Raw genomic sequence first — 21883 nt, 5'->3', positions numbered from 1 at the left:
GGCCTGTCTCCCGGACAGCGTGGCTTGAAACGCACCTTCGACCTTGTGATGTCGGTGCTGCTGCTGGCGTTGTTGTGGCCGGTGATACTGCTGGCGGCCTGGGCCGCGGCTCTAGACACCGGTGCCTCCGGGTTCTTCCTTCAGGAGCGTATCGGCCGCGAGGGTCGGCCGTTCCGAGTCGTCAAACTGCGTACCATGCGTCCTCTGTCAGGCACCACGGTGACCACCCTGGGTGACCCGCGCATTACCCCATTCGGCCGACTGCTGCGCCGCTCTAAGCTTGATGAACTACCTCAACTATTCAACGTGGTTGTTGGCCAGATGAGTTTCGTTGGGCCGAGACCCGATGTGCCGGGGTTTGCCGATGCCCTGGGCGACAATGAGCGCGTCATCCTCTCGGTACGACCCGGCATTACAGGGCCGGCGACGTTGAAGTATCGAAACGAGGAGGCGCTGCTGGCCGGCATGGCTGCGCCGGAACGCTACAATCGCGAGGTGATCTTCCCCGACAAGGTGAGACTTAACCGCGACTATGTTCTGCACTGGTCCTTCATCATGGACCTGGTCTATCTGTGGCGCACGGTTTTCTCGACGCCGTATCGCGAGAAGACGAAGTCCTAGGCGCCGCGACTGGAGGGGCGCCCAAGGCGCCGGGAGGAGTGAATGGGAAGCTGGCCATGTTTTGAAGAGGACGAACTGGAGGCGGTTAGCAGAGTGCTGCGTTCCGGATGGGTGAACTACTGGAGTGGCGAAGAGGGAGTCTCCTTCGAGCGGGAGTTTGCCGCCTTCCATGATGTGCCTCACGCCATTGCTCTGGCAAACGGTTCGGTGGCACTGGAGTTGGCGCTGTATGCCCTGGGTGTCGGCCCCGGTGACGAGGTGGTAGTGACGCCGCGCAGCTTCATGGCTTCGGTCTCCTGTGTGGTGGCTCGGGGGGCACAACCGGTGTTCGCCGATGTCGACCCGGATTCCGGCAACCTGACTGCCGAGAGCGTGCGGGCGGTACTGACACCGCGTACTCGGGCGATCATCGCGGTGCATCTGGCTGGCTGGCCCTGTGATCTTGACGCGCTGAGGACACTGGCCGATCAGTGCGGGTTATGGCTGATCGAAGACTGCGCCCAAGCCCATGGCGCCACCTGGCGCGGCCGTCTCGTCGGCAGTATCGGGGATGCCGCGGCTTTCTCCTTTTGCACCGACAAGATCATTTCCACCGGGGGCGAGGGGGGGATGCTGCTGCTGCGTGACAAGGAAACCTGGCGGCGCGCCTGGAGCTACAAGGATCATGGCAAGTCCTGGGAGGCGGTTCATTCTGAGCACGCGCTGGGCTTTCGTTGGCTGCACGAGAGTTTCGGCACCAACTGGCGACTCACCGAGATGCAGTCCGCGATCGGCCGGGTGCAGCTGCGCAAGCTGCCGGCATGGAAGCGGGCGAGACGCGCCAATGCCGAGCGGATCTGGGCCACGGCGCGTACTTGCCCGGGATTGCGGGCGCCCGAGCCACCATCCCACATCGAACACGCCGCCTATAAGGCCTATGTCTTCGTAGAGCCCGAACGGCTTCGCCCGGGATGGGATCGCGACCGCATCCTCGCCGAGATCGTGGCGGCTGGAGTGGTTTGCCTGGTGGGATCCTGTTCCGAGATCTATCGCGAGAAAGCCTTCTTGGGCAGTGGGTGGGTTCCTAAGCGGTCGCTGCCGGTTGCCAAGCATCTAGGCGAGGTGGCATTGATGTTTCTCTGCGACCCCACGCTCACCGAAGCCGAACTGGAGTTGAACTGTCAGGTGATGAAGGAGGTGATGCAACGTGCAGCGAGATGACAGGTCGAGAAACTCGCTAAACTTACCGCAGGACATAGGCTGAGGCAGTTGCTGATTAAATGCGCAATATAAAAAAACGTGATGAGCCTAGCTATCGCGCAGTATTTGAATATCATATGATCGAAGAGGAAATCGTGCCATTTTTCAGGTATGTGCCTAGATCTTTAGTGATCTTCCCCAGCAATTTTAGACACCGATCTAAGCAACTATTTGGGGTGCGAATGCCTCAAGGCAGATTATCCCGATGGCACGATACTAGCACTTACGGTTGTCGTTCATCTCCATGCAATCTAACACTAACCGCTGCATGGTGGACTACGGATCGAATCATCCGCCATGGGCTGGCTCGACCTTGAGGCTGGATCAGCTGTTGCTACCCCGTGCTCTGCATCACATTGGTCGGTGAGCCGTGAAGGGTATTGGCGCTGGCCCTCGTGCCTCTCCGTGGTGTCCATAGTGCTGCTGTTATTCTGCGAATCCAGGCAACAACTAAACCCCTGAACCTACTTTTAAGCGGATTTCTCTGTGGGCCAGCTAACCAAATCTGATACTCGGCCAGTAGCTTTTTTTGACTTCGACGGGACCCTGACGATTGACGATTCTCTGATGCCGTTTCTCAAATATGTCGTAGGCACGCCGACCTACTACGCTAAACTGGCCTTGGTTAGTCCGGTGCGGGCCGCCCTTGTCGCCAACCTGCTACGCAACGATATTGCCAAGCAAATCTTTCTCCGGCAGTACCTGGCAGGGTACCATATTGATGATCTTTTCGAGCAGGGGCAGCGCTTCAGTGAAGAGGTGATCCCCACCATGTTGCGCCCGGAAGGCATTGAGCGTCTTAGGAGACACCAGGAGAAGGGGCATGAGTGCGTTCTGGTGAGTGCCTCAATGGATTTGTATTTATCCCACTGGTCAAAAATGTATGGTTTTTCAGAATCTTTATGCTCAACCTTAAGTACTGGCTCAGGGGTTGTTGTATCCAGAAGTCTGGTTTTAAAAAACTGTCATGGTGAAGAAAAGTGTGAAAGAATAAGTTGTTGCATAACTGATCTTACACAGAGAGAGAGTTACGCCTATGGAGACTCCTCGGAAGATCTTCCTATGTTACATATGGTCGACAATGGTTTTATGTTAACTAGAGGTGAGTTTTTTCGAGTCCGGCGTTCTTCTTGAAGATTTAGTGGTTGATTTTTGTAAAGCTTTGCGGCCAAAATTTCAATCGCAACCTTATTGAAAGGGGCGGGGCTGTGACCGGTTTCTTGATCACCTCATCCTAAACTTGCAGTGGCGTGCGCCATCACAGTGTTTAGCGCGGTCGTGTGTTTAGTGAGTCGTCAATTTGGTCGAATTCTGCCTGACTGTAGACCGACAGCCGTGCCCTTTGGCAGGTAATGCCGCAACACCCCGTCGGTGTTCTCGGTGTTCTCGGTGTTCTCGGTGGAGCCCCGCTGTCATGGGCTGTGCGGTGCCATCGAAGTAGCGCCTTACGGGTCTTCTGCGTAATCTCGACATGTTTCATCATCCCTCTTCCTATGTCGTGGGTAATGAAAATAATTGGGACTAGTGGCACCACATTTAGCTTGTTGCTGATGCCAACGGTCGCCGTGGCGGCCTTGGTGCCTTCCACTTTCGCCAGGATCACCAAGCAGGTGGTGCGCTCCACCCGCATTTCGACACTAGAGCGGATCGTTCGCGCCTAGGATGAAAGCACCTTCCCAGTGGCCAGGGATCAGGCGTTCTTAGATCTCAGGCGGGCGCATGCGAATGCCGACCAAGTCGGGAATCTGCTGGCGTCGGTGCTTGATGCACGAACCGAATGACTGGCGATGGCCTGAATCTAATGAGTGGCTCGCATCATCATGATGGCGGCTTGGTCTTTAGCAGGGAGGTGGCCATAGCAGTGCGTCATGGCCGCTCCTGATCTGGTGACTCATGTGCTGCAACTGGTCATTGAGACCGGCACGTAGGTATATCTCTGCTTTACCAACAAAGATGCTTTAGACCAATTCCATGAATGGAGAGGCCGAGCCAAAGCGAATGTGTTTTAATTTCTTATCCGGAGTTTTTATTATAAAGGTCGTCGCGAGAGATGTCTGTATCAAGAGTAATAGCCTTTGTTAATGGTTGGCTTCTTTTTCTGTTTCTGGCATTTTTGATAGCAATACCATTGGGGTATGCCGTTGTCCCTCTAATGATACTTGGCGTGATTCTTTTCAGCCTGCCGGTGATGCGTCGGGTTTTGTCTTGTCTGGACAATAGAGATCTCACTTTTTGTCTTGCCCTGCTTTTTTATTCTTCCGTTTGGCTGTTAGATGTTTGGAAGTCCGGAGAATGGTCGATTGGTGACGGCGTTGCCATGCCACTCTGGTCAGCGCTCGCGGCACTAATACTGATCTGGTGTCGTCTGTTTCCTCCTTTGCCAGCGCTGTGGTGGTCGGGTCTCTGTACGGGAGGCTTGTTGGCAGGTGGCATTGCACTGTTCGAGCATCGAGTGCTGATGCTCGACAGAGCCAGCAACGGCATGAATGCGATCCCTTTTGGCAACCTGGCTTTGCTACTTGGATGCCTGTCCTTGATAGCGGCCTTTTGGTGGTCGCTACAGGGGCACCGCGCGCGTTGGAAGGTCTGGCTTGCTCTCGCTGCTGCTGCTGGCGGGTCCATGGCTTCGCTCTTGTCGGGGACGCGTGGCGGCTGGGTTGCAGCGCCCGTGCTGGCAACTTTGATCTGGGTCGCCTGGTGCAGTATGCCGGATCATCAAGTGCGTCAGTGGCGGCCGCGAATTTGGCTTTTCGTCTCCCTGGTCCTGCTGAGTCTCGTCGGTATAAGTCTCGTGAGTGTGCCCGCTCATCGCCTGGTCGCCGCCGTAGAGCAGCTGCAGGCCTATTGGTTGTTGGGCGAACGGAGCGGCTCGGTGGGGGCACGACTCGAAATGTGGAGAGGAGGCCTGATGCTCTTCAGCGAGCGGCCGGTGACGGGCTGGGGAGAGGCAGGGCTGCAGCCCGCGCGAGATATCCTTGTGAAGCGAGGAGAGTTGTATCAAGGGGTAAGTAGATTCACACAGCTGCACAGTGATGCGATCGATACTGCCGCCAGGCGAGGCCTGGTCGGGTTTTTCTCGCTGATGGCGCTCTACGGGGTGCCTCTGGCGATGTTCTGGCGGTGCCGCAAGGATCCAGACCCTCGCGTCCGCCTGGTGGCGATCTCGGGAGTGATGATTGTGATGGCGTTCATTGTCTTCGGGCTTTCCCAGTCCATGTTGAGGGACGTCCGCGGCCTCAGCGGTTACCTCGGCCTTTGCGTCGGCTGCTGGACGATACTGAGAGCCCTTGAGTCATCGACTCCTTATCGTCATTCTCAGCGGGCGAAGTGAACCTAACTGCCGCATCGATCCGGAAGCGGTATCGGCGCTTGAGATGAAATGATTCCCTGACTTGCGTGTCTGTTGACCTGAACACGCTATCTGGTAAGCCTCGATGATCGATTCGATACAGCGCTTCTTCAATGACATCGTGACGGCAAGCGATCGCCCCGATGAGCCCACGATCTCGCTGGAACTGGCCACGGCGGCCCTCCTCTTCGAGGTGGTGCTGGCCGACTATCATCTCGACGACAGCGAGGTCGACCTGCTGCGTGAGCTGCTGCAGCGGCGATTCGCGTTGGAAGACGCCGAGCTCGAGGAGCTGCTGCACCTCGCGCGACGGGAGGCCGAGTCCGCCGTGGATCACTACCGCTTCGTCAGCCTGGTCAAGGAGCACTGCGACTATGAGCAGCGCTGCGAGCTGGTGCGCATGATGTGGTCGCTGTCGCTGGCCGATGGAGAGCGGCACCACCTGGAGGAGCATCGCATTCGCCGTCTGAGCGAGCTGCTGCATGTCGGCCACCCCGACTTCATCCGAGCCAAGCTCAAGGTCCAGGAGGAGCTCGATCGCTGATCGCGTGAGCCCCGCTTTTCCTCGTCTCCTGAAAGGGGCATGCTGTGGGGAGGCCTCTACATGGGGAAACCCTTATGGGACAATCCCTTATATGGCAGCCCTTGTGTGGCAGTCCGCATGGCAAGAGCCCCGTAACAGCAGACAAGGAGTCGAGCGATGGCGCGTGAGATAGTGGTGATGGGAGCCGGAATGGTGGGGGTGTCGGTGGCCTGGCACCTCGCTCGGCGAGGGCACTCGGTGACCCTGGTCGATCGGCGTGAGCCTGGGCGCGAGACCTCGTTCGGCAACGCCGGCATCATCCAGCGCGAGGCGGTGCGCCCCTATCCCTTCCCGCGTGACCTCGCCACCCTGCTGCGCGTGCTGCCCAACCGCCAGGTGGACATCCGCTATCGCCCCGGCGGCATGCTGCAGGCGGCGGGCCCGCTGCTGCGCTATTGGCACAACTCCGCCAAGGCCCGTTACCAGCAGATCGTGCCGGAGTATGCCTCGCTGATCGGGCTGTCGCTGGAGGCGCACGCCCCGATGATCGAGGCCGCCGATGCCGAGCGACTGGTGCGACGGGAAGGCTGGCTCGAGGTCTATCGCACCGCGGCCGAACTCGAGGCGCGCGCGGCCGAGGCGCGAGAGGACGCACAGCGCTTCGGGATCCGGTATCGCGTGCTGGATGCCGACGAACTGGCCGCCTTCGAGCCTTGTCTGGCCGAGGGCCTGGCGGGGGCCATCCACTGGCAGGATCCCTGGACGGTCGCCGATCCCGGCGCCCTGGTCCAGGCCTACGCCAAGAGCTTCGAGGCGGAAGGAGGGCGTGTGCAGCGGGCCGAGGTGACGGGCATCGAACGCCGGGGCAGCGGCTGGCGTATCGCGACCTCCGAGGGCGCGCTCGACGCCGAGCAGCTGGTGATGGCGATGGGGCCCTGGTCGCGCGACTGGCTGGGCGATCTCGGGATCGAGATCCCGCTGTTCGTCAAGCGCGGGTACCACATGCACTATGCCACCACGACGCAAGAGACGCTGCGCCACTGGGTCATGGATGCCGAGGTCGGGTATGTGCTGGCGCCCATGCAGGCGGGCATCCGCTTGACCACCGGGGCTGAGCTTGAGCGACTCGATGCGCCCCCGCACCTGGCGCAGCTCGCGGCCGCGGAGCAGGCGGCGCGGCGACTGGTGCCGCTGGGCGAGCGCCTCGAGGCCGAGCCCTGGAAGGGGGCGCGCCCCTGCACCTCCGACATGAAGCCGGTGATCGGGCCGGCGCCGGGAGAGCAGGGGCTGTGGCTGGCCCTCGGTCACGGCCACCAGGGCTTCACCCTGGGGCCGGCGACCGGCCGGCTGCTCGGCCAGATGATGGATGGCGAGACGCCCGACATCGACATGGCGCCGTTCCGGGTCGATCGGTTCTGAACACCCGGCGATCAGGGAAGCTGAAGGGGAGGAGGGCGGAGCAAGCCCTCCTGCTCTCAGCACAGCGCTATCACAAGGTTGATGCATGATGCTCTCGCGTCTCGCAGTGCCGTGCGAGCCGTGCTCACGGGACGACGCGCGGCCGCGAGCAGGAGATTAGCGCTTCGCCTTGCGCTTCTGCTGGATCAGGTGGATCAGCAGCTTGAAGAGCAGGGTGACCACGAACACCAGCCAGCCCGCCGTGGCCAGGGTGTTGAACAGCAGCATCTTGAGCTCGCCGTTCATCGGGGTGATCAGGTGATCGATGACGATGGCCAGCAGGAAGGCCAGGGTCAGGGGCAGGGCGAGGATGTGCATCCACATCTCCGTGCGCCGCTTGCGGACGTGGTAGCGCCCCAGCAGCACGCGGATCGGGCGGTGCACGAAGCTGATCAGGATCAGGCTGCCCACGATCAGTAGCGCGGCCAGCGACGGTTCGATGCTGCCGAGGTGGGCCGAGATGCTGACCGACCAGTAGAGCACCAGCCACATGAGACCGGCCAGGATGGCGACGATGTCGGCGTAGTGTCTTACCTTGGGCATGCTGTCCTCATGCAGGAGTGGTGCGGCCTGTCGGGCTGACGCCATGATACGGCATTCGGCGCCGCTTGCGGAGACGCGTGGCCGACGATGGCGGAGACGGTCGGGAGTGGGCGGCGACTCGGCGGGCGGGCCTCGCGGACGGCCCCTCGTGCCGGCCTGTCCCGATCCCGCGGTATCTGATCGAGGGCGCATGGTAGCAGACCCGGCGGGGCCCTGGCCTCTGGAACGCGCGTCGGTTGCGATATACTGGCTCCGGTGCGTCTTGCCGCGCGATGACAATCGCGTGGCACAGGCCCGACAGCCCCCATGATTACTCCTGCCGCCGTGCGTGACAGGCGCTCTCGATACAGATTTTCGAAACAGGATCCGCCGTGAACTCGATTACCCTGACCCGCCCGGACGACTGGCACCTTCACCTGCGAGATGACGACGTGCTCTCGGCCGTGGTGGCCGCCAGTGCGCGCCAGATGGGCCGTGCGATCATCATGCCCAACCTCAAGCCGCCGGTGACCACCACCGAGCAGGCGCTGGCCTACCGGGAGCGGATACTGGCGGCTCTGCCCGCCGGGGCGAGCTTCGAGCCCCTGATGACGCTCTATCTCACCGATGCCACCTCGGCCGAGGAGATCGAGCGGGCCCATGCCAGCGGCCTGGTGCACGGCGTGAAGCTCTATCCGGCCGGGGCGACCACCAACTCCGCCTCCGGCGTGACCGATCTCGCTCACTGCGACGAGGCCATCGCCGCCATGGCGCGGCTGGGCATGCCGCTGCTCGTTCATGGCGAGGTGACCGATGCCGAGATCGACATCTTCGATCGCGAGGCGGTGTTCATCGAGCGGGTGATGAAGCCGCTGCTCGAACGCCACCCGACCCTCAAGGTGGTGTTCGAGCACATCACCACCGCCGAGGCGGCGGCATTCGTGTCCAGCGCGCCGGCCAACGTGGCCGCCACCATCACCGTCCACCACCTGCTGTTCAACCGCAACCACATGCTGGTGGGCGGCATTCGCCCGCACTACTACTGCCTGCCGATCCTCAAGCGCGAGCGTCATCGCCAGGCGCTGCTGGAGGCTGCGACCTCGGGAAGCCCCAAGTTCTTCCTGGGCACCGACAGCGCGCCCCACGCTCGGGGCGACAAGGAGAGCGCCTGTGGCTGTGCCGGCGCCTACAGCGCCCCGGCGGCCCTGGAGCTCTACGCTACCGCCTTCGAGCAGGCCGGCGCCCTGGAGCGGCTGGAGGGCTTCGCCAGCCATCACGGCCCGGACTTCTACGGCCTGCCTCGCAACGCCGAGAGCGTGACCCTGATGCGCGAGGCGTGGCAGCTGCCGGAGGCGCTGCCCTATGCCGGCGGTCAGACCATCGTGCCCCTCGCCGCCGGCGAGACGCTCACCTGGAAGCTCGTCGACTGAGGCCAAGCGATCGCCTCAGGTGACAGGCCGGCGGCCGCCCCGATGGGCGGCCGCCGTCGTTTGAACCGGTGATGGGGGCTCGCCAGCAGGGCGCTCAGTCGTCGCGCAGCTGCCGATCCAGGAAGGCGATGCCGGCCTCGATGGCGCCGTCGCGCAGCAGGAAGCCGGTGAAGTGGCCGCGGTAGTGTTGGAGGTAGAGCTCGCTTGCTACGCCGTGCGCCTCGAGCGCCGCATGGAAGTCGGTGGCGTGATCCACCGGGACCAGGCCGTCCCAGCGGCCGTGGAAGAGGAAGTGGGGCGGGGCGTCGGCATCGACGTGGGTGATCGGCGAGGCCTGCCGATAGGCCTCGGGTTTCTCGGCGCGGGTGCCGCCGATGAACTCGACCACCAGGCGGCCATCGTCGAACTTCATGAGATCGCTGGGCAGGCCGCCGGCCAGCACGGCCGCCAGGCGATCTTGCTCGCCGGTCAGGGCCAGCAGGCTGACCAGGTGCGCGCCGCTGGAGTAGCCGACGCCGACGAGGCGCCCGGTATCGATGCGCCAGGCCTGGGCCCGCTCGTGGATCCATGCCACGGCCTGCTCGAGGTCCTCGAGCTGGGCGGGGAAGCGGTACTCGGGGGCGAAGCGGTAGGCGACGTTGACCGTGACATAGCCGCGACGGGCGAGCCGCTCGGCGATCGCCGTCATGTCGTCGGGGCTGCGCCGCTGCCAGCCGCCGCCATGCACCAGCAGGGCGGCGGGGCGCGGCGCCCCGTCAGGGGTGTCGGGCAGCAGCACGCGCGCCTCGAGGGACTCGGGCCAGTCGGGTGGCGTGTAGGGGCGCGGCGCCAGGCGCCGGAAGTCGACGTCGGGGCGAGGCCCCGACTGGGCGATGGCGGGCGCGTCGCTCGTGGAGAGATGCGTGGCGCAGCCCGCCACCAGCAGCGGCAGGCTCAGGGCGAGGGCTCGCCATCCGCCGACCGCCGAGCGGGGCATGGCTCAGCCCTCCACCGGCTCCGCCTGGGGGCAGGGCTGGCCCAGGCGGTCGACCATGGCCGTGACCATGCGCGTCGAGTGGTCGGCGGCCTTCTCCAGGAACTGCTCGAAGGAGAGGTGGTTGTCGCCACCGCCGGCGATGTCGGAGAGCGCGCGGATCACCACGAAGGGGCAACCGTAGAGGTGGCAGGTCTGGGCGATCGCCGCGGCCTCCATCTCGGCGGCCAGCATGGTGGGGAAGCGCGAGCGCGTGGTGGCGACGAGCTCCGGGCAGGCCATGAAGACGTCGCCGGTGGCGATCAGCCCCTCGACGACGTTGACCTCGCCCAGCGACTCGACGCACTCCCGTGCCACCTTCACCAGGCGCTCGTCCGGCAGATAGGCGGCGGGCATGTTGGGCACCTGGCCGTGCTCGTAGCCGAACACCACGGCGTCCACGTCGTGGTGGCGCACTTCACTCGAGACCACCACGTCGCCGATCTCGAGTCCCTCGCCGAAGCCGCCGGCGGAGCCGGTGTTGATGATCGCCTCGGGCTGGTAGACGTCCAGCAGCAGGGTGGTGCCGACGGCGGCGTTCACCTTGCCGATGCCGGACTGCAGGATCACCACCTCGACGCCGTGCAGCCGGCCGAGGTGAAAGGTGCAGCCGACGTGATGGCGGGTGCGGCGACCCTCCAGCTGGGCGGCGAGCTGCGCGACCTCCTGGGCCATGGCGCCGATGATGCCGATGCGCTTCATGCGAAGATGTCCGCCCACTCGTCGCGCTTGGCCAGGAAGCCGCGAGCGATCTGCTGGGCGCCCTCCAGGCTGTGGCTGGCGGCCCAGCCGCACTGCATCTCGTTGCAGGCGGGCACCTCGGTGGCCTCGAGCACGTCCTTGAGAGTGCCCTCGACCAGCGCGAGCACGCCGTCGTAGTCGTCGTGGTTGATCATCGCGATGTAGAAGCCGGTCTGGCAGCCCATCGGGCTGATGTCGACGACCTTGTCGGAGTGGTTGCGCGACAGCTCGGCCATCAGGTGCTCCAGCGAGTGCAGGCCGGGCATGTCCATGTGGTCCTGGTTGGGCTGGCAGATCCGCATGTCGTACTTGTGGATGGTGTCGCCGTGCTCGCCGGTCTTGATGTCGGCCAGACGAATGTAGGGCGCCTTCACCTTGGTGTGGTCGAGGTTGAAGCTCTCGACGTTCATCTTCTTGTCGCTCATCGGACGACCTCGCGAGTCGGAAAAAGTGGAGGCGAGATTCTAGCGGAATTCGCGGGCGGGTGCATGGCAGCGGCCCGCGCGCCGCCCCGTGTTCGGTGCCTTACGGCGTCTGGGCGGCGTCGTGGAGGTCGGCGGCCTGCAGGGTGTTCTCCAGCAGGGTGGCCACGGTCATCGGGCCGACGCCGCCGGGCACCGGGGTGATCCAGCTGGCGCGCTCGGCGGCGGCGTCGAAGTCGATGTCGCCGATCAGGCGCCCGTCCTCCTGGCGATTGATGCCCACGTCGATGACGATGGCGCCGGGCTTGATCCACTCGCCCTTGACCAGGCCCGGCTTGCCGACGGCAACCACCAGCAGGTCGGCGCGGCGCACGTGCTCCTCGAGGTGCTGGGTGAAGCGGTGGCAGACCGTGGTGGTGCAGCCGGCGAGCATCAGCTCCAGCGCCATGGGACGCCCGACGATGTTGGAGGCGCCGACCACGGTGGCATTCAGCCCGCGCACCGAGAGCTCGCTCTGCTGCAGCAGGGTCATCACGCCCTTGGGCGTGCAGGGGCGCAGCAGCGGCAGGCGCTGGGCCAGGCGCCCGAGGTTGTAGGGGTGGAAGCCGTCGACGTCCTTGTTCGGCAGGATGCGCTCGAGGATCGGTCGCGGGTCGAGATGCTCGGGGAGCGGCAGCTGCACCAGGATGCCGTCGATGCGCGGGTCCTCGTTGAGCTGGTCGACCAGCTGCTCGAGGGCCTGCTGGCTGGTGTCGGCCGGCAGCTGGTGCTTGAACGAGAGGATGCCGGCCTCTTCGCAGGCGCGGTGCTTGTTGCGTACGTAGACGGCGGAGGCAGGGTCCTCGCCCACCAGGACCACGGCAAGCCCCGGGATGCGCCCGCCGGCCTCGCGGCGCGCCTCGACCTGGCGCGCGACCTGCTGGCGGACTCGGGCGGCAATGGACTTGCCATCGATCAGTTGGGCGGTCATCGAGCTTCCCTCTGGTGGTTCGGGGTGAGTGTGAGGCCGTGGCGGCTGTTGCACGGCAGTCGGGGCGGGATTTTCGCATGCCGGGACCCCCAGGCAAAGCGCAGGGCGTCCATGGCGCGGTTGGCGCTTGACCCCTGAGTAAAGTTACGTAGAATACGCAGCGCTTGACGAGGCCCCTGCGGCGACGTCGAGGCCGTGCAAGAGCCGGCGGGGTGTAGCGCAGTCTGGTAGCGCGCCTGCTTTGGGAGCAGGATGTCGGGGGTTCGAATCCCTCCACCCCGACCACAACCTGTTGATTGGAAAGTTTTATTTTTTCATCAGGGGTTGCGGTCAGGCGCCCGGATACGTATCATGCGCCCATAGCTCAACCGGATAGAGCAACGGCCTTCTAAGCCGTAGGTTGCAGGTTCGAGTCCTGCTGGGCGCGCCATGCGAAGCATGGGAGTGTCGGCAGCGGTCCGAAGTTCGCGAGAGCTCGTAGCAAGCAGCAAGACCCGTGTCGTCGTGGTGGATGTAGCTCAGTGGTAGAGCCCCGGATTGTGGCTCCGGTGGTCGTGGGTTCGATCCCCATCATCCACCCCATCTCGACATGATCTCCAGGCAGTGGTGGATGTAGCTCAGTGGTAGAGCCCCGGATTGTGGCTCCGGTGGTCGTGGGTTCGATCCCCATCATCCACCCCATTGCCTCCCTCAGCGTGACCCCGTCCTTTTCGCAGTGCTCCCTTTCCTGTCTTTCGCCATGGCCAGTGCCGTGCGTCAGCCCGTGCTCCGGTGCCGTGGTGTCTCGTGGCGCGCGCCTCCGTGTCGTCGTGGCCGGAACAGAAAATCTCCATGACGACCCTTGTAATGCGCCGCCGAGCCCCCATCTGATCAGGCACGGCGCTTGCCAGTCACGGGCGGGATTCTTAGAATCAGCCCTTTGAACTTTTCACGCTTTCAGAACGCCCAAGTCGGTAGAGGACATTTCATGCAAGTTTCCGTCGATACGACCTCCCAGATTGAACGCCGCATCAAGGTCCAGGTGCCGGCCGCCGAGGTCGACGAGGCCGTTGCCGCTCGTCTCAAGGATGCCGCCAAGAACGTGCGCCTGGACGGGTTCCGCAAGGGCAAGGTGCCGATGTCGGTGATTCGTCAGCGCTACGGCCACGACGTGCGCAACGAAGTGGTGGGCGAGGTGATGCGCGAGCGCTACGTGCGCGCCATTTCCGAGCACGAGCTCAACCCGGCGGGCTACCCGCAGATCGAGGCCACCACCAACGAGACCGGCAAGGACCTGGAGTTCACCGCCACCCTCGAGATCTACCCGGAGATCGAGCTTGCCTCCATCGAGGGCACCGAGGTCGAGCGTCCGGTGGTCGAGGTGACCGAGGCCGACGTCGACGAGATGATCGACACCCTGCGCAAGCAGAACGCCGGCTGGGAAGAGGTCGAGCGTGCCGCCGAGGATGGCGATCAGGTGAAGATCGACTTCCAGGGCTTCCTGGGCGACGAGCCCTTCGAGGGCGGCAGCGCCGAGGGCCACGAGCTGGTGATCGGTTCCGGCAGCTTCATCCCGGGCTTCGAGGAGCAGCTCATCGGTGCCAAGGCCGGTGAGGAGAAGGAACTCAAGGTCACCTTCCCCGAGGACTACCAGGCCGAGCAGCTGGCCGGCCAGGAAGCGACCTTCAAGGTCAAGGTCCACGCGGTGAAGGGGCAGGCCCTGCCCGAGGTCGATGCCGACTTCATCGCCAAGTTCGGCGTCGAGGATGGCGACCTGGAGAAGTTCCGCAGCGAGGTCAAGCAGAACATGACCCGCGAGGCGAGCCAGGCCGTCGACAACCGCGTCAAGCAGCAGGTGCTCGAGGCGCTGAAGAAGGCCAACGACATCCCGGTGCCCCAGGCGCTGGTCAAACAGGAGACCGACGGTCTCAAGCGTCAGGCGGCCCAGCAGTTCGGCCTCGGCGAGGACTTCGACGTCTCCCAGCTGCCCGACGAGCTGTTCAGCGAGCAGGCCAAGAGCCGCGTCCAGGTCGGCCTGCTGCTGGCCGAGGTGATCAAGAGCAACGAGCTCGAGGCCACCGACGACGAGATCAAGGCCAAGGTCGAGGAGCTGGCCCAGCAGTACCAGGACCCCGAGCAGGTCGTCGCCCACTACATGGGCAATGACCAGCTGAAGACCCAGGTCCAGTCCGCCATCCTCGAGGAGAAGGCGGTCGACGCGCTGCTCGCGCAGGCCACCGTCAAGGACGTGGAAATGGGCTATCAGGAGGCCCTCGCCGCGGCCCAGCAGCAGGGCGAGGCGGCCGAGGAAGACGAAGAGGCCGAAGGCGACGCCAAGGCCTGATCCTCGCCTCGGGTCATCCTGCCCGGCCGTCCGGCCGGGCAGGTGGCGCATCCTCCGCATCCATTCATCGGATCCAAGGACATCACCAGATGAGCAACCCGTTCGAACCCCAATCCGCCGGCGGCCTGGTGCCCATGGTGGTCGAGCAGAGCGCGCGCGGCGAGCGGGCCTACGACATCTACTCCCGCCTGCTCAAGGAGCGCGTGATCTTCCTGATCGGGCCGGTGGAAGATTACATGGCCAACCTGCTGGTGGCGCAGATGCTGTTCCTTGAGTCCGAGAACCCGGACAAGGACATCCACCTGTACATCAACTCCCCGGGTGGTGGCGTGACCGCCGGCATGTCGATCTACGACACCATGCAGTTCATCAAGCCCGATGTCTCCACCGTCTGCATCGGCCAGGCGGCGAGCATGGGCGCGCTGCTGCTGGCCGGCGGTGCCGCGGGCAAGCGCTATTGCCTGCCCAACTCGCGGATGATGATCCACCAGCCGCTGGGCGGCTACCAGGGCCAGGCCTCGGACATCGAGATCCACACCCGCGAGATCCTCGGCATCCGCGACCGGCTCAACCAGATCCTGGCGCACCACACCGGCCAGAAGATCGAGACCATCGCCAAGGATACCGATCGCGACAACTTCATGAATGGCGCGCAGGCCGCCGAATACGGCCTGATCGATGCGGTGCTGGAACAGCGCCCGACATCCTGATAGCGTGAAAATCATCCGAGTGCCCTTCATGCACTGAGACGTTTCCCGGTGGCTCCGGCCACCGTGGTGAACCCGGCGTCCCGTGAGCCATACTGTACGGGGCGTCACCAAGAAAGAGGTACGCGAATGGCCGACGGCAAAGGCAAGGACGAAGGCGGCAAGCTGCTCTACTGCTCGTTCTGCGGCAAGAATCAGAACGAGGTGCGCAAGCTGATTGCCGGCCCATCCGTCTATATCTGCGATGAGTGTGTCGACCTCTGCAACGACATCATTCGCGAGGAGGTGCTCGATGCCGATGCCGAGACCGATGAGGAGCGCCTGCCCGCTCCCCGCGAGATCCGCCACACCCTCGACGACTATGTGATCGGCCAGGACCGCGCCAAGATGGTGCTGTCGGTGGCGGTCTACAACCACTACAAGCGTCTGCGCTTCGGCGGCAAGGAAGACGATGTCGAGCTCGGTAAGTCGAACATCCTGCTGATCGGTCCCACCGGCAGCGGCAAGACCCTGCTGGCCGAGACCCTGGCACGCCTGCTCAACGTGCCCTTCACCATCGCCGATGCCACGACCCTCACCGAGGCGGGCTACGTCGGCGAGGATGTCGAGAACATCATCCAGAAGCTGCTGCAGAAGTGCGACTACGACGTGGACAAGGCCCAGCGCGGCATCGTCTACATCGACGAGATCGACAAGATCTCGCGCAAGTCGGACAACCCGTCCATCACCCGTGACGTCTCGGGCGAGGGCGTGCAGCAGGCGCTGCTCAAGCTGATCGAGGGCACCACCGCCTCGGTGCCGCCCCAGGGCGGTCGCAAGCATCCCCAGCAGGAGTTCCTGCAGGTGGACACCGGCAACATCCTGTTCATCGTCGGCGGCGCCTTCGCCGGTCTCGACAAGGTGATCCGCGATCGCGCCGAGACGGGCGGCATTGGCTTCAACGCCGAGGTCAAGAGCAAGGACGAGTCCAAGGGCATCGGTGACCTGCTGCTCGACGTCGAGCCCGAGGACCTGGTCAAGTTCGGCCTGATCCCCGAGTTCGTCGGTCGCCTGCCGGTGATCGCGACCCTCACCGAGCTCACCGAGGATGCCCTGATCCAGATCCTCACCGAGCCGAAGAACTCGCTGATCAAGCAGTACGGCCGGCTGTTCGAGATGGAGGGCGTGGAACTCGACTTCCGCGAGGACGCCCTGCGCGCGGTGGCCGGCAAGGCCATGGCCCGCAAGACCGGGGCCCGCGGGCTGCGCTCGATCCTCGAGTCGGTGCTGCTCGACACCATGTACGAGATTCCGTCGCTCGAGGGAGTCTCCAAGGTGGTGATCGATGCCTCGGTCATCGCCGGCGAGAGCGAGCCGCTGCTGATCTACTCCCAGCAGGAAGCAGCGCGGGTCGACGGCACCGACGGCTGACACGCCCCGGGCGCACGTCGCCCTGATGAGGGAGCGGCTTCATCCCCGGGATGCCCGAAGGGCACGCCGGGGGAGGGTCGCTCCCCTTCTTGTGTGTGGTCGCCCGCCATTGCCTTGCAATGCCGCCGCTTCGCCCCCACTCCCTGAGTATCCATCCGATTTCGTGTGAGGAACGTCTGCGATGCAGCAGAACGCCGAACAGACCCTGAGTCTGCCCCTTTTGCCGCTGCGGGACGTGGTCGTCTACCCGCAGATGGTCATCCCGCTGTTCGTCGGCCGCGAGAAGTCGATCCAGGCGCTGGAGGCCGCCATGGAGGCCGACAAGCGCGTCCTGCTGGTGGCCCAGCGCGAGGCCAGCAAGGACGATCCCGATAGCGAGGACATGTTCGCCATCGGCACCGTCGCCGAGATCATGCAGCTGCTCAAGCTCCCCGACGGCACCGTCAAGGTGCTGATCGAGGGCGAGTCGCGGGCCGACATCCGCGAGATCGTCGCCGTCGACGGCGGCTACAGCCGCGCCGAGGTGAGCCTGCGCGAGAGCGAGCCGCTCTCCGAGCGCGAGCAGGAGTCGCTGGTGCGCGTGCTGCTCAACCAGTTCGAGCAGTACGTCAAGATGTCGAAGAAGGTGCCCAATGAGGTGCTCAACTCGCTCTCCGGCATCGAGGACCCGAGCCGCCTGGTGGATACCATCTGCGCCCACCTGTCGTTGAAGATCGACGACAAGCAGCAGCTGCTGGAGATGGACCGGGTGCGCGACCGCATCGAGCATCTGATGGCGCTGATCGAGTCCGAGATCGACCTGCTGCAGGTGGAGAAGCGCATCCGCTCGCGGGTCAAGGACCAGATGGAGAAGTCCCAGCGCGAGTACTATCTCAACGAGCAGATGAAGGCCATCCAGAAGGAGATGGGCGAGCTCGAGAACGTGCCCAACGAGGCCGAGAAGTACGAGCAGGCCATCGAGGAGTCCGGCATGCCCAAGGAGGCCCGCGAGAAGGCCCTCCAGGAGCTGGGCAAGCTCAAGATGATGTCGCCGAACTCCGCCGAGGCCACGGTGGTGCGCTCCTACCTCGACTGGCTCGTGGCGGTGCCCTGGAAGAAGCGTACCCGTATCAAGCACGACCTGGTGCATGCCCAGAAGGTGCTTGACGAGGATCACTACGGCCTCGAGGAGGTCAAGGCGCGCATCCTCGAGTACCTCGCGGTGCACAAGCGGGTCAAGAAGCTCAAGGGGCCGGTGCTCTGCCTGGTGGGGCCGCCCGGGGTGGGCAAGACCTCGCTCGGGCAGTCCATCGCCCGTGCCACCAACCGCAAGTACGTGCGCCTGGCGCTCGGCGGGGTGCGTGACGAGTCAGAGATCCGCGGCCACCGTCGCACCTACATCGGCTCGCTGCCCGGCAAGATGATCCAGCGCATGAGCAAGGCGGGGGTCAAGAACCCGCTGTTCCTGCTCGACGAGGTCGACAAGATCGGCATGGATCACCGTGGCGATCCCTCCTCGGCGCTGCTCGAGGTGCTCGACCCGGAGCAGAACGATACCTTCAGCGACCACTACCTGGAGCTGGACTACGACCTCTCGGAGACGCTGTTCATCTGCACCGCCAACTCGATGAACATCCCCGGGCCGCTGCTCGACCGCATGGAGGTGATCCGGCTGCCGGGCTACACCGAGGACGAGAAGCTGGCCATCGCCAAGCGCTACCTGGTGCCCAAGCAGCTCAAGGCCAACGGCTTCAAGGACGACGAGCTCAGCTTCACCGACGATGCGCTGCTCGAGCTGATCCGCTACTACAGCCGCGAGGCCGGGGTGCGGGAACTCGAGCGCCAGATCGCCAAGGTGTGCCGCAAGGTGCTGCGCGAGCGCATCGAGAAGGAGAGCAAGGAGGGCGCCCAGGCGCCGCAGCGGCTCTGCGCCGCCGATGTCGAGCCCTATGCCGGGGTGAGGCGCTACAGCTACGGCCTGGCCGACCAGCAGGATCAGGTGGGTCGCGTGACCGGCCTGGCCTGGACCTCGGTGGGCGGCGAGCTGCTCAGCATCGAGTCGGTGATCACCCCCGGCAAGGGCCGCCTGGACAAGACCGGCTCGCTGGGCGACGTGATGAAGGAGTCGGTGAGCGCCGCCCAGACCGTGGTGCGGGCTCGCGCCCTGGCGCTCGGCATCGACCCCGAGCGCTTCGAGAAGGAGGACCTGCACATCCACGTCCCCGAGGGCGCCACGCCCAAGGACGGTCCCAGCGCCGGCATCGCCATGGTCACGGCGATGGTCTCGGCCTACACCGGGCGTCCGGTTCGCTGCGACGTGGCCATGACCGGCGAGGTCAACCTGCGCGGCGAGGTGATGCCGATCGGCGGACTCAAGGAGAAATTGCTGGCCGCCAGGCGCGGTGGTATAAAGACGGTGCTAATACCGGAGGAGAACCGCCGCGACCTCAAGGAGGTCCCGGACAATATCAAGGAAGCCCTCGATATTCGGCCGGTTAGCTGGATTGATGACGTGCTGGAGGTGGCCCTGGCCGAGAAGCCTGGGCCGAAAAAGGAGGGTTCCACTGCGGAAGACTCCTCCTCCAAATCGTCGATGATCAGTACGCACTAACGGTAATTTTCCTTGCCATGCCGGAGTGAAAAGCCCGGTATGGCGGGGTTTGGCTGCTAAGGTTGCTTGACAGAGCTTTCGCCGCATTGCTATAAACTATCGCCATGCTGTGATCGCGTCAGTCAGCCAAAAGTCTCGCCGATTAGAGCCAATTTACGAAATAGTCAAGGGGTGAAGTGTGAACAAATCCGAGCTGATCGAAGCCATTGCCGCGTCTGCCGACATTCCCAAGGCAGCCGCATCCCGTGCACTGGATGCCATGGTCGACACCGTGTCAGAGAGCCTGAAGAAGGGTGACAGCGTGTCCCTGGTGGGGTTTGGTACCTTCACCGTCAAGGAGCGTGCCGCTCGCACTGGCCGTAACCCGCAGACCGGCCAGCCGATCGAGATCAGCGCTGCCAAGGTGCCGAGCTTCAAGGCCGGCAAGGCGCTCAAGGACTCCGTCAACTGAGGCAACGGCGCCTGCCGTAGCATTGACGGTGGTTTCTTCAACAGGCGCATCGCCCCGGCGGTGCGCCTGTTCGCGTTCATGGGCATCGACACCGCGCGTCGCGAGGCGCGAGGCGATGCGTATAATGTGCGCGACCCGACTCATTTGATCCGCAGAGGCCTGCATGCTGCAAAGTATTCGTGACCGCTCCAGGAGCTGGGGCGCCAAGATCATCATCGGTGCCGTGGTCGTCACCATGGCGCTGTTCGGCGTGGAATCGCTGGTCGGGCTGCTGGGCAACAGCGGCGATGAGGTCGCCCAGGTCAACGATGAGCCGATCACCCGCCAGCAGCTCGAGATCGAGGTGCAGCGCGCCATCCGCAGCGGCCAGGTGCCGCCGGACCAGGAGCGCGCCCTGCGCGCCGAGATGCTCGACATGCTGATCACCGAGCGGCTGCTGACCCAGTACGCCGAGGAGGGAGGCCTCTACGTCTCCGAGCAGCAGCTCGATCAGCTGATCGTCACCCTGCCGGAGTTCCAGGACGCCCAGGGGCGCTTCGACCGCGAGCTGTTCCGCAATCGCCTGGCCAGCGCCGGCTTCACGCCGCTGTCCTTCCGCCGGCAGCTCGCCGTCGATCTCAAGCGCCAGCAGGTGCAGCAGGGCCTGGCCGTCAGCACCTTCACCCTGGAGGAGGAGCGGGAGCGCCTCGCCGAACTGCAGCGCCAGACCCGCAGCTTCCGCCACCACGCCCTGACGCCGGACGACCTCGCGGCCACGCCCGAGATCACCGAGCAGGACCTCCAGGCCTACTACGACGCCCACCGGGACGACTTCCGCCGCCCCGAGCAGGTGCAGGTCAACTACGTGGTGCTCGATCGCCAGCAGATGGCCGACGAGGCCGAGGTGAGCGAGGAGGCGCTGCGCGAGGCCTGGGAGGCCGGGGCGGCCGAGGCCGACCGTCGCATCTCGCACATCATGGTCGCCGTCGGCGACGACGACGGCAGCCGCGAGGAGGCCCGGGCGCGTCTCGAGCAGGTCCAGGCGCGTCTCGCCGAGGGCGAGGCGTTCGCCGAGCTGGCCGCCGAGGTCTCCGACGACACCTCGACCAGCGATGCCGGCGGGGATCTCGGCGTCATCTCCCGCGGTTTCTTCGGCGAGGCCTTCGAGGACGCCGCCTTCGCCCTCGGCGAGGGAGAGGTCTCCGGGATCGTCGAGACCGACAACGGCCTGCACCTGATCAAGGTCACCGAGCTCGATCGCCCCGCCTTCGAGGAGCGCCGCGAGGCGCTGCGCGCCGAGCTGGCCCTCGAGCAGGTCGACGACGCCTTCAACGAGCGTGCCCAGCGCCTGATCGATGACAGCTTCGCCGCCGACGACCTGGCAAGCGTGGCCGATGACCTGGGCCTGACCCTGCAGCAGAGCGACTGGGTCGGTCGCGATGTCGACGAGGGCGTGCTCTCCGAGCCCGGCGTGATGGCGCAGGCCTTCAGCGATGACGTGCTGGAGAACGGCTACAACAGCGAGGTGATCGAGCTCGACGAGGATCGCCGCCTGGTGCTGCGCGTGGCCGAGCATCGCGAGGCCACCACGCTGCCGCTCTCCGAGGTGCGCGGCCAGGTCGAGGCCGCCGTGCTCGAGGCCAAGACCCGCGAGGCGCTGGTCGAGCTCGCGGCCCAGCGCGTCGAGAGCCTGCGGGCGGGCGAGACGCTCGACATCGACTGGCAGCAGGCCGAGTCGGTCAGCCGCCAGACCGGCAGCACGCTCTCCGAGGCGCTGGTGCAGGCTGCCTTCCGCCTGCCGCACCCCGAGGGCGAGCAGCCGGTCTACGGCCACGCCGTGGACGGCGAGCGCGTGGTGCTGATCGCCCTGGAGCGCGTCCAGGACGGCGAGCCCAACGCCCAGATGGAGGCCTTCGTCGCCAACATGGCCGAGCGCCTGCGGGCCCAGGCCGCCATCCAGGGCCTGCTCGAGGACCTTCGCGAGAAGGCGAACATCGAGCGGCTCTGAGCGATCGGCGCGGATGCTGCGTCGCGCGACCACGACGATCCCTGCGGGCTCACGCCCGCAGGGGTTTTTTGATGGGGCGAAGAGGGGCGGAGGGCTTACCCTCGAGCGGGTGCCGGCCCGAACCTAAA

The 21883-nt window shown here is 64.6% G+C and carries 18 protein-coding genes and 4 tRNA genes; 17 read left to right on the top strand and 5 right to left on the bottom strand.

The features are described 5' to 3' along the window. Positions 1-24 precede the first annotated feature (24 nt). The 6 genes from C9F13_RS01225 to C9F13_RS01200 all read left to right on the top strand — a co-directional run bounded on the left by C9F13_RS01225 (position 25) and on the right by C9F13_RS01200 (position 7151). A complete protein-coding gene (locus C9F13_RS01225) occupies positions 25-621 on the top strand; it encodes a sugar transferase (protein ID WP_245888671.1) in 597 nt (198 codons plus the stop codon). A 42-nt stretch (positions 622-663) separates the two neighbouring features. Then, positions 664-1821 (top strand): DegT/DnrJ/EryC1/StrS family aminotransferase, encoded by a 1158-nt coding sequence (locus C9F13_RS01220; protein WP_108444423.1) that lies wholly within the window; start codon positions 664-666, stop codon positions 1819-1821. Positions 1822-2346: 525 nt separating this feature from the next. After that, positions 2347-2994, top strand: a complete 648-nt coding sequence (locus C9F13_RS01215) for an HAD-IB family hydrolase (protein ID WP_108444422.1) — start codon at positions 2347-2349, stop codon at positions 2992-2994. A gap of 916 nt (positions 2995-3910) precedes the next feature. Next, the gene (locus C9F13_RS01210) at positions 3911-5191 is read left to right on the top strand and encodes an O-antigen ligase family protein (RefSeq protein ID WP_108444421.1); all 1281 of its coding nucleotides are present in this window, start codon (positions 3911-3913) and stop codon (positions 5189-5191) included. 103 nt (positions 5192-5294) lie between these two features. After that, positions 5295-5753 (top strand): tellurite resistance TerB family protein, encoded by a 459-nt coding sequence (locus tag C9F13_RS01205; RefSeq protein ID WP_108444420.1) that lies wholly within the window; start codon positions 5295-5297, stop codon positions 5751-5753. A 156-nt stretch (positions 5754-5909) separates the two neighbouring features. Further along, entirely contained in the window at positions 5910-7151 is a 1242-nt protein-coding gene (locus tag C9F13_RS01200) for an NAD(P)/FAD-dependent oxidoreductase (RefSeq protein ID WP_108444419.1), read from the top strand. A 156-nt stretch (positions 7152-7307) separates the two neighbouring features. Here C9F13_RS01200 and C9F13_RS01195 read toward each other — a convergent pair whose 3' ends face one another. Beyond that, positions 7308-7733: a hypothetical protein gene (locus C9F13_RS01195; protein ID WP_108444418.1), complete on the bottom strand. Its 426-nt coding sequence runs from the start codon at positions 7731-7733 to the stop codon at positions 7308-7310. A gap of 371 nt (positions 7734-8104) precedes the next feature. Here C9F13_RS01195 and pyrC point away from each other — a divergent pair, with 371 nt between their 5' ends. After that, the gene (pyrC, locus tag C9F13_RS01190; protein ID WP_108444417.1) at positions 8105-9142 is read left to right on the top strand and encodes a dihydroorotase; all 1038 of its coding nucleotides are present in this window, start codon (positions 8105-8107) and stop codon (positions 9140-9142) included. A gap of 94 nt (positions 9143-9236) precedes the next feature. Here pyrC and C9F13_RS01185 read toward each other — a convergent pair whose 3' ends face one another. From C9F13_RS01185 to folD, 4 genes are all read right to left on the bottom strand, one after another. After that, entirely contained in the window at positions 9237-10118 is an 882-nt protein-coding gene (locus tag C9F13_RS01185; protein WP_108444416.1) for an alpha/beta hydrolase, read from the bottom strand. 3 nt (positions 10119-10121) lie between these two features. Continuing rightward, a complete protein-coding gene (gene mtnN / locus C9F13_RS01180; RefSeq protein WP_108444415.1) occupies positions 10122-10856 on the bottom strand; it encodes a 5'-methylthioadenosine/S-adenosylhomocysteine nucleosidase in 735 nt (244 codons plus the stop codon). Then, a complete protein-coding gene (locus C9F13_RS01175; RefSeq protein ID WP_108444414.1) occupies positions 10853-11320 on the bottom strand; it encodes an S-ribosylhomocysteine lyase in 468 nt (155 codons plus the stop codon). Before C9F13_RS01175 ends, mtnN begins: the two co-directional genes overlap by 4 nt. Positions 11321-11420: 100 nt before the next feature. Then, positions 11421-12287 carry a bifunctional methylenetetrahydrofolate dehydrogenase/methenyltetrahydrofolate cyclohydrolase FolD gene (folD, locus tag C9F13_RS01170; protein WP_108444413.1) on the bottom strand — a complete coding sequence of 289 codons (867 nt, stop codon included), beginning with the start codon at positions 12285-12287 and terminating at the stop codon, positions 11421-11423. 208 nt (positions 12288-12495) lie between these two features. Between folD and C9F13_RS01165 the strand changes: the two genes are divergently transcribed. The 10 genes from C9F13_RS01165 to C9F13_RS01120 all read left to right on the top strand — a co-directional run bounded on the left by C9F13_RS01165 (position 12496) and on the right by C9F13_RS01120 (position 21755). After that, a tRNA-Pro gene (locus C9F13_RS01165) sits at positions 12496-12572 on the top strand. A 68-nt stretch (positions 12573-12640) separates the two neighbouring features. Further along, positions 12641-12717: transfer RNA gene (locus tag C9F13_RS01160), tRNA-Arg, on the top strand. Positions 12718-12794: 77 nt separating this feature from the next. Continuing rightward, positions 12795-12869 (top strand) — tRNA-His (locus C9F13_RS01155). Positions 12870-12893: 24 nt separating this feature from the next. After that, a tRNA-His gene (locus C9F13_RS01150) sits at positions 12894-12968 on the top strand. 286 nt (positions 12969-13254) lie between these two features. Further along, the gene (gene tig / locus C9F13_RS01145; RefSeq protein ID WP_108444412.1) at positions 13255-14610 is read left to right on the top strand and encodes a trigger factor; all 1356 of its coding nucleotides are present in this window, start codon (positions 13255-13257) and stop codon (positions 14608-14610) included. Between the two features lie 89 nt (positions 14611-14699). Beyond that, the gene (gene clpP, locus C9F13_RS01140; RefSeq protein ID WP_108444411.1) at positions 14700-15320 is read left to right on the top strand and encodes an ATP-dependent Clp endopeptidase proteolytic subunit ClpP; all 621 of its coding nucleotides are present in this window, start codon (positions 14700-14702) and stop codon (positions 15318-15320) included. Between the two features lie 126 nt (positions 15321-15446). Further along, complete coding sequence (gene clpX / locus C9F13_RS01135) at positions 15447-16727, top strand: ATP-dependent Clp protease ATP-binding subunit ClpX (RefSeq protein WP_108444410.1); 1281 nt, start codon at positions 15447-15449, stop codon at positions 16725-16727. 181 nt (positions 16728-16908) lie between these two features. After that, positions 16909-19317 (top strand): endopeptidase La, encoded by a 2409-nt coding sequence (lon, locus tag C9F13_RS01130; RefSeq protein WP_108444409.1) that lies wholly within the window; start codon positions 16909-16911, stop codon positions 19315-19317. Between the two features lie 178 nt (positions 19318-19495). Beyond that, positions 19496-19768 (top strand): HU family DNA-binding protein, encoded by a 273-nt coding sequence (locus C9F13_RS01125; protein ID WP_089850121.1) that lies wholly within the window; start codon positions 19496-19498, stop codon positions 19766-19768. 163 nt (positions 19769-19931) lie between these two features. Then, complete coding sequence (locus C9F13_RS01120) at positions 19932-21755, top strand: SurA N-terminal domain-containing protein (protein WP_108444408.1); 1824 nt, start codon at positions 19932-19934, stop codon at positions 21753-21755. Positions 21756-21883 lie beyond the last annotated feature (128 nt).

The sequence above is a fragment of the Halomonas denitrificans genome (genome assembly GCF_003056305.1).
GTDB classification, from domain to species: Bacteria; Pseudomonadota; Gammaproteobacteria; order Pseudomonadales; family Halomonadaceae; genus Halomonas; species Halomonas denitrificans.
The sequence above is the reverse complement of the archived record's forward strand: the minus strand, read 5'-3'. Positions and strand labels throughout refer to the sequence as shown.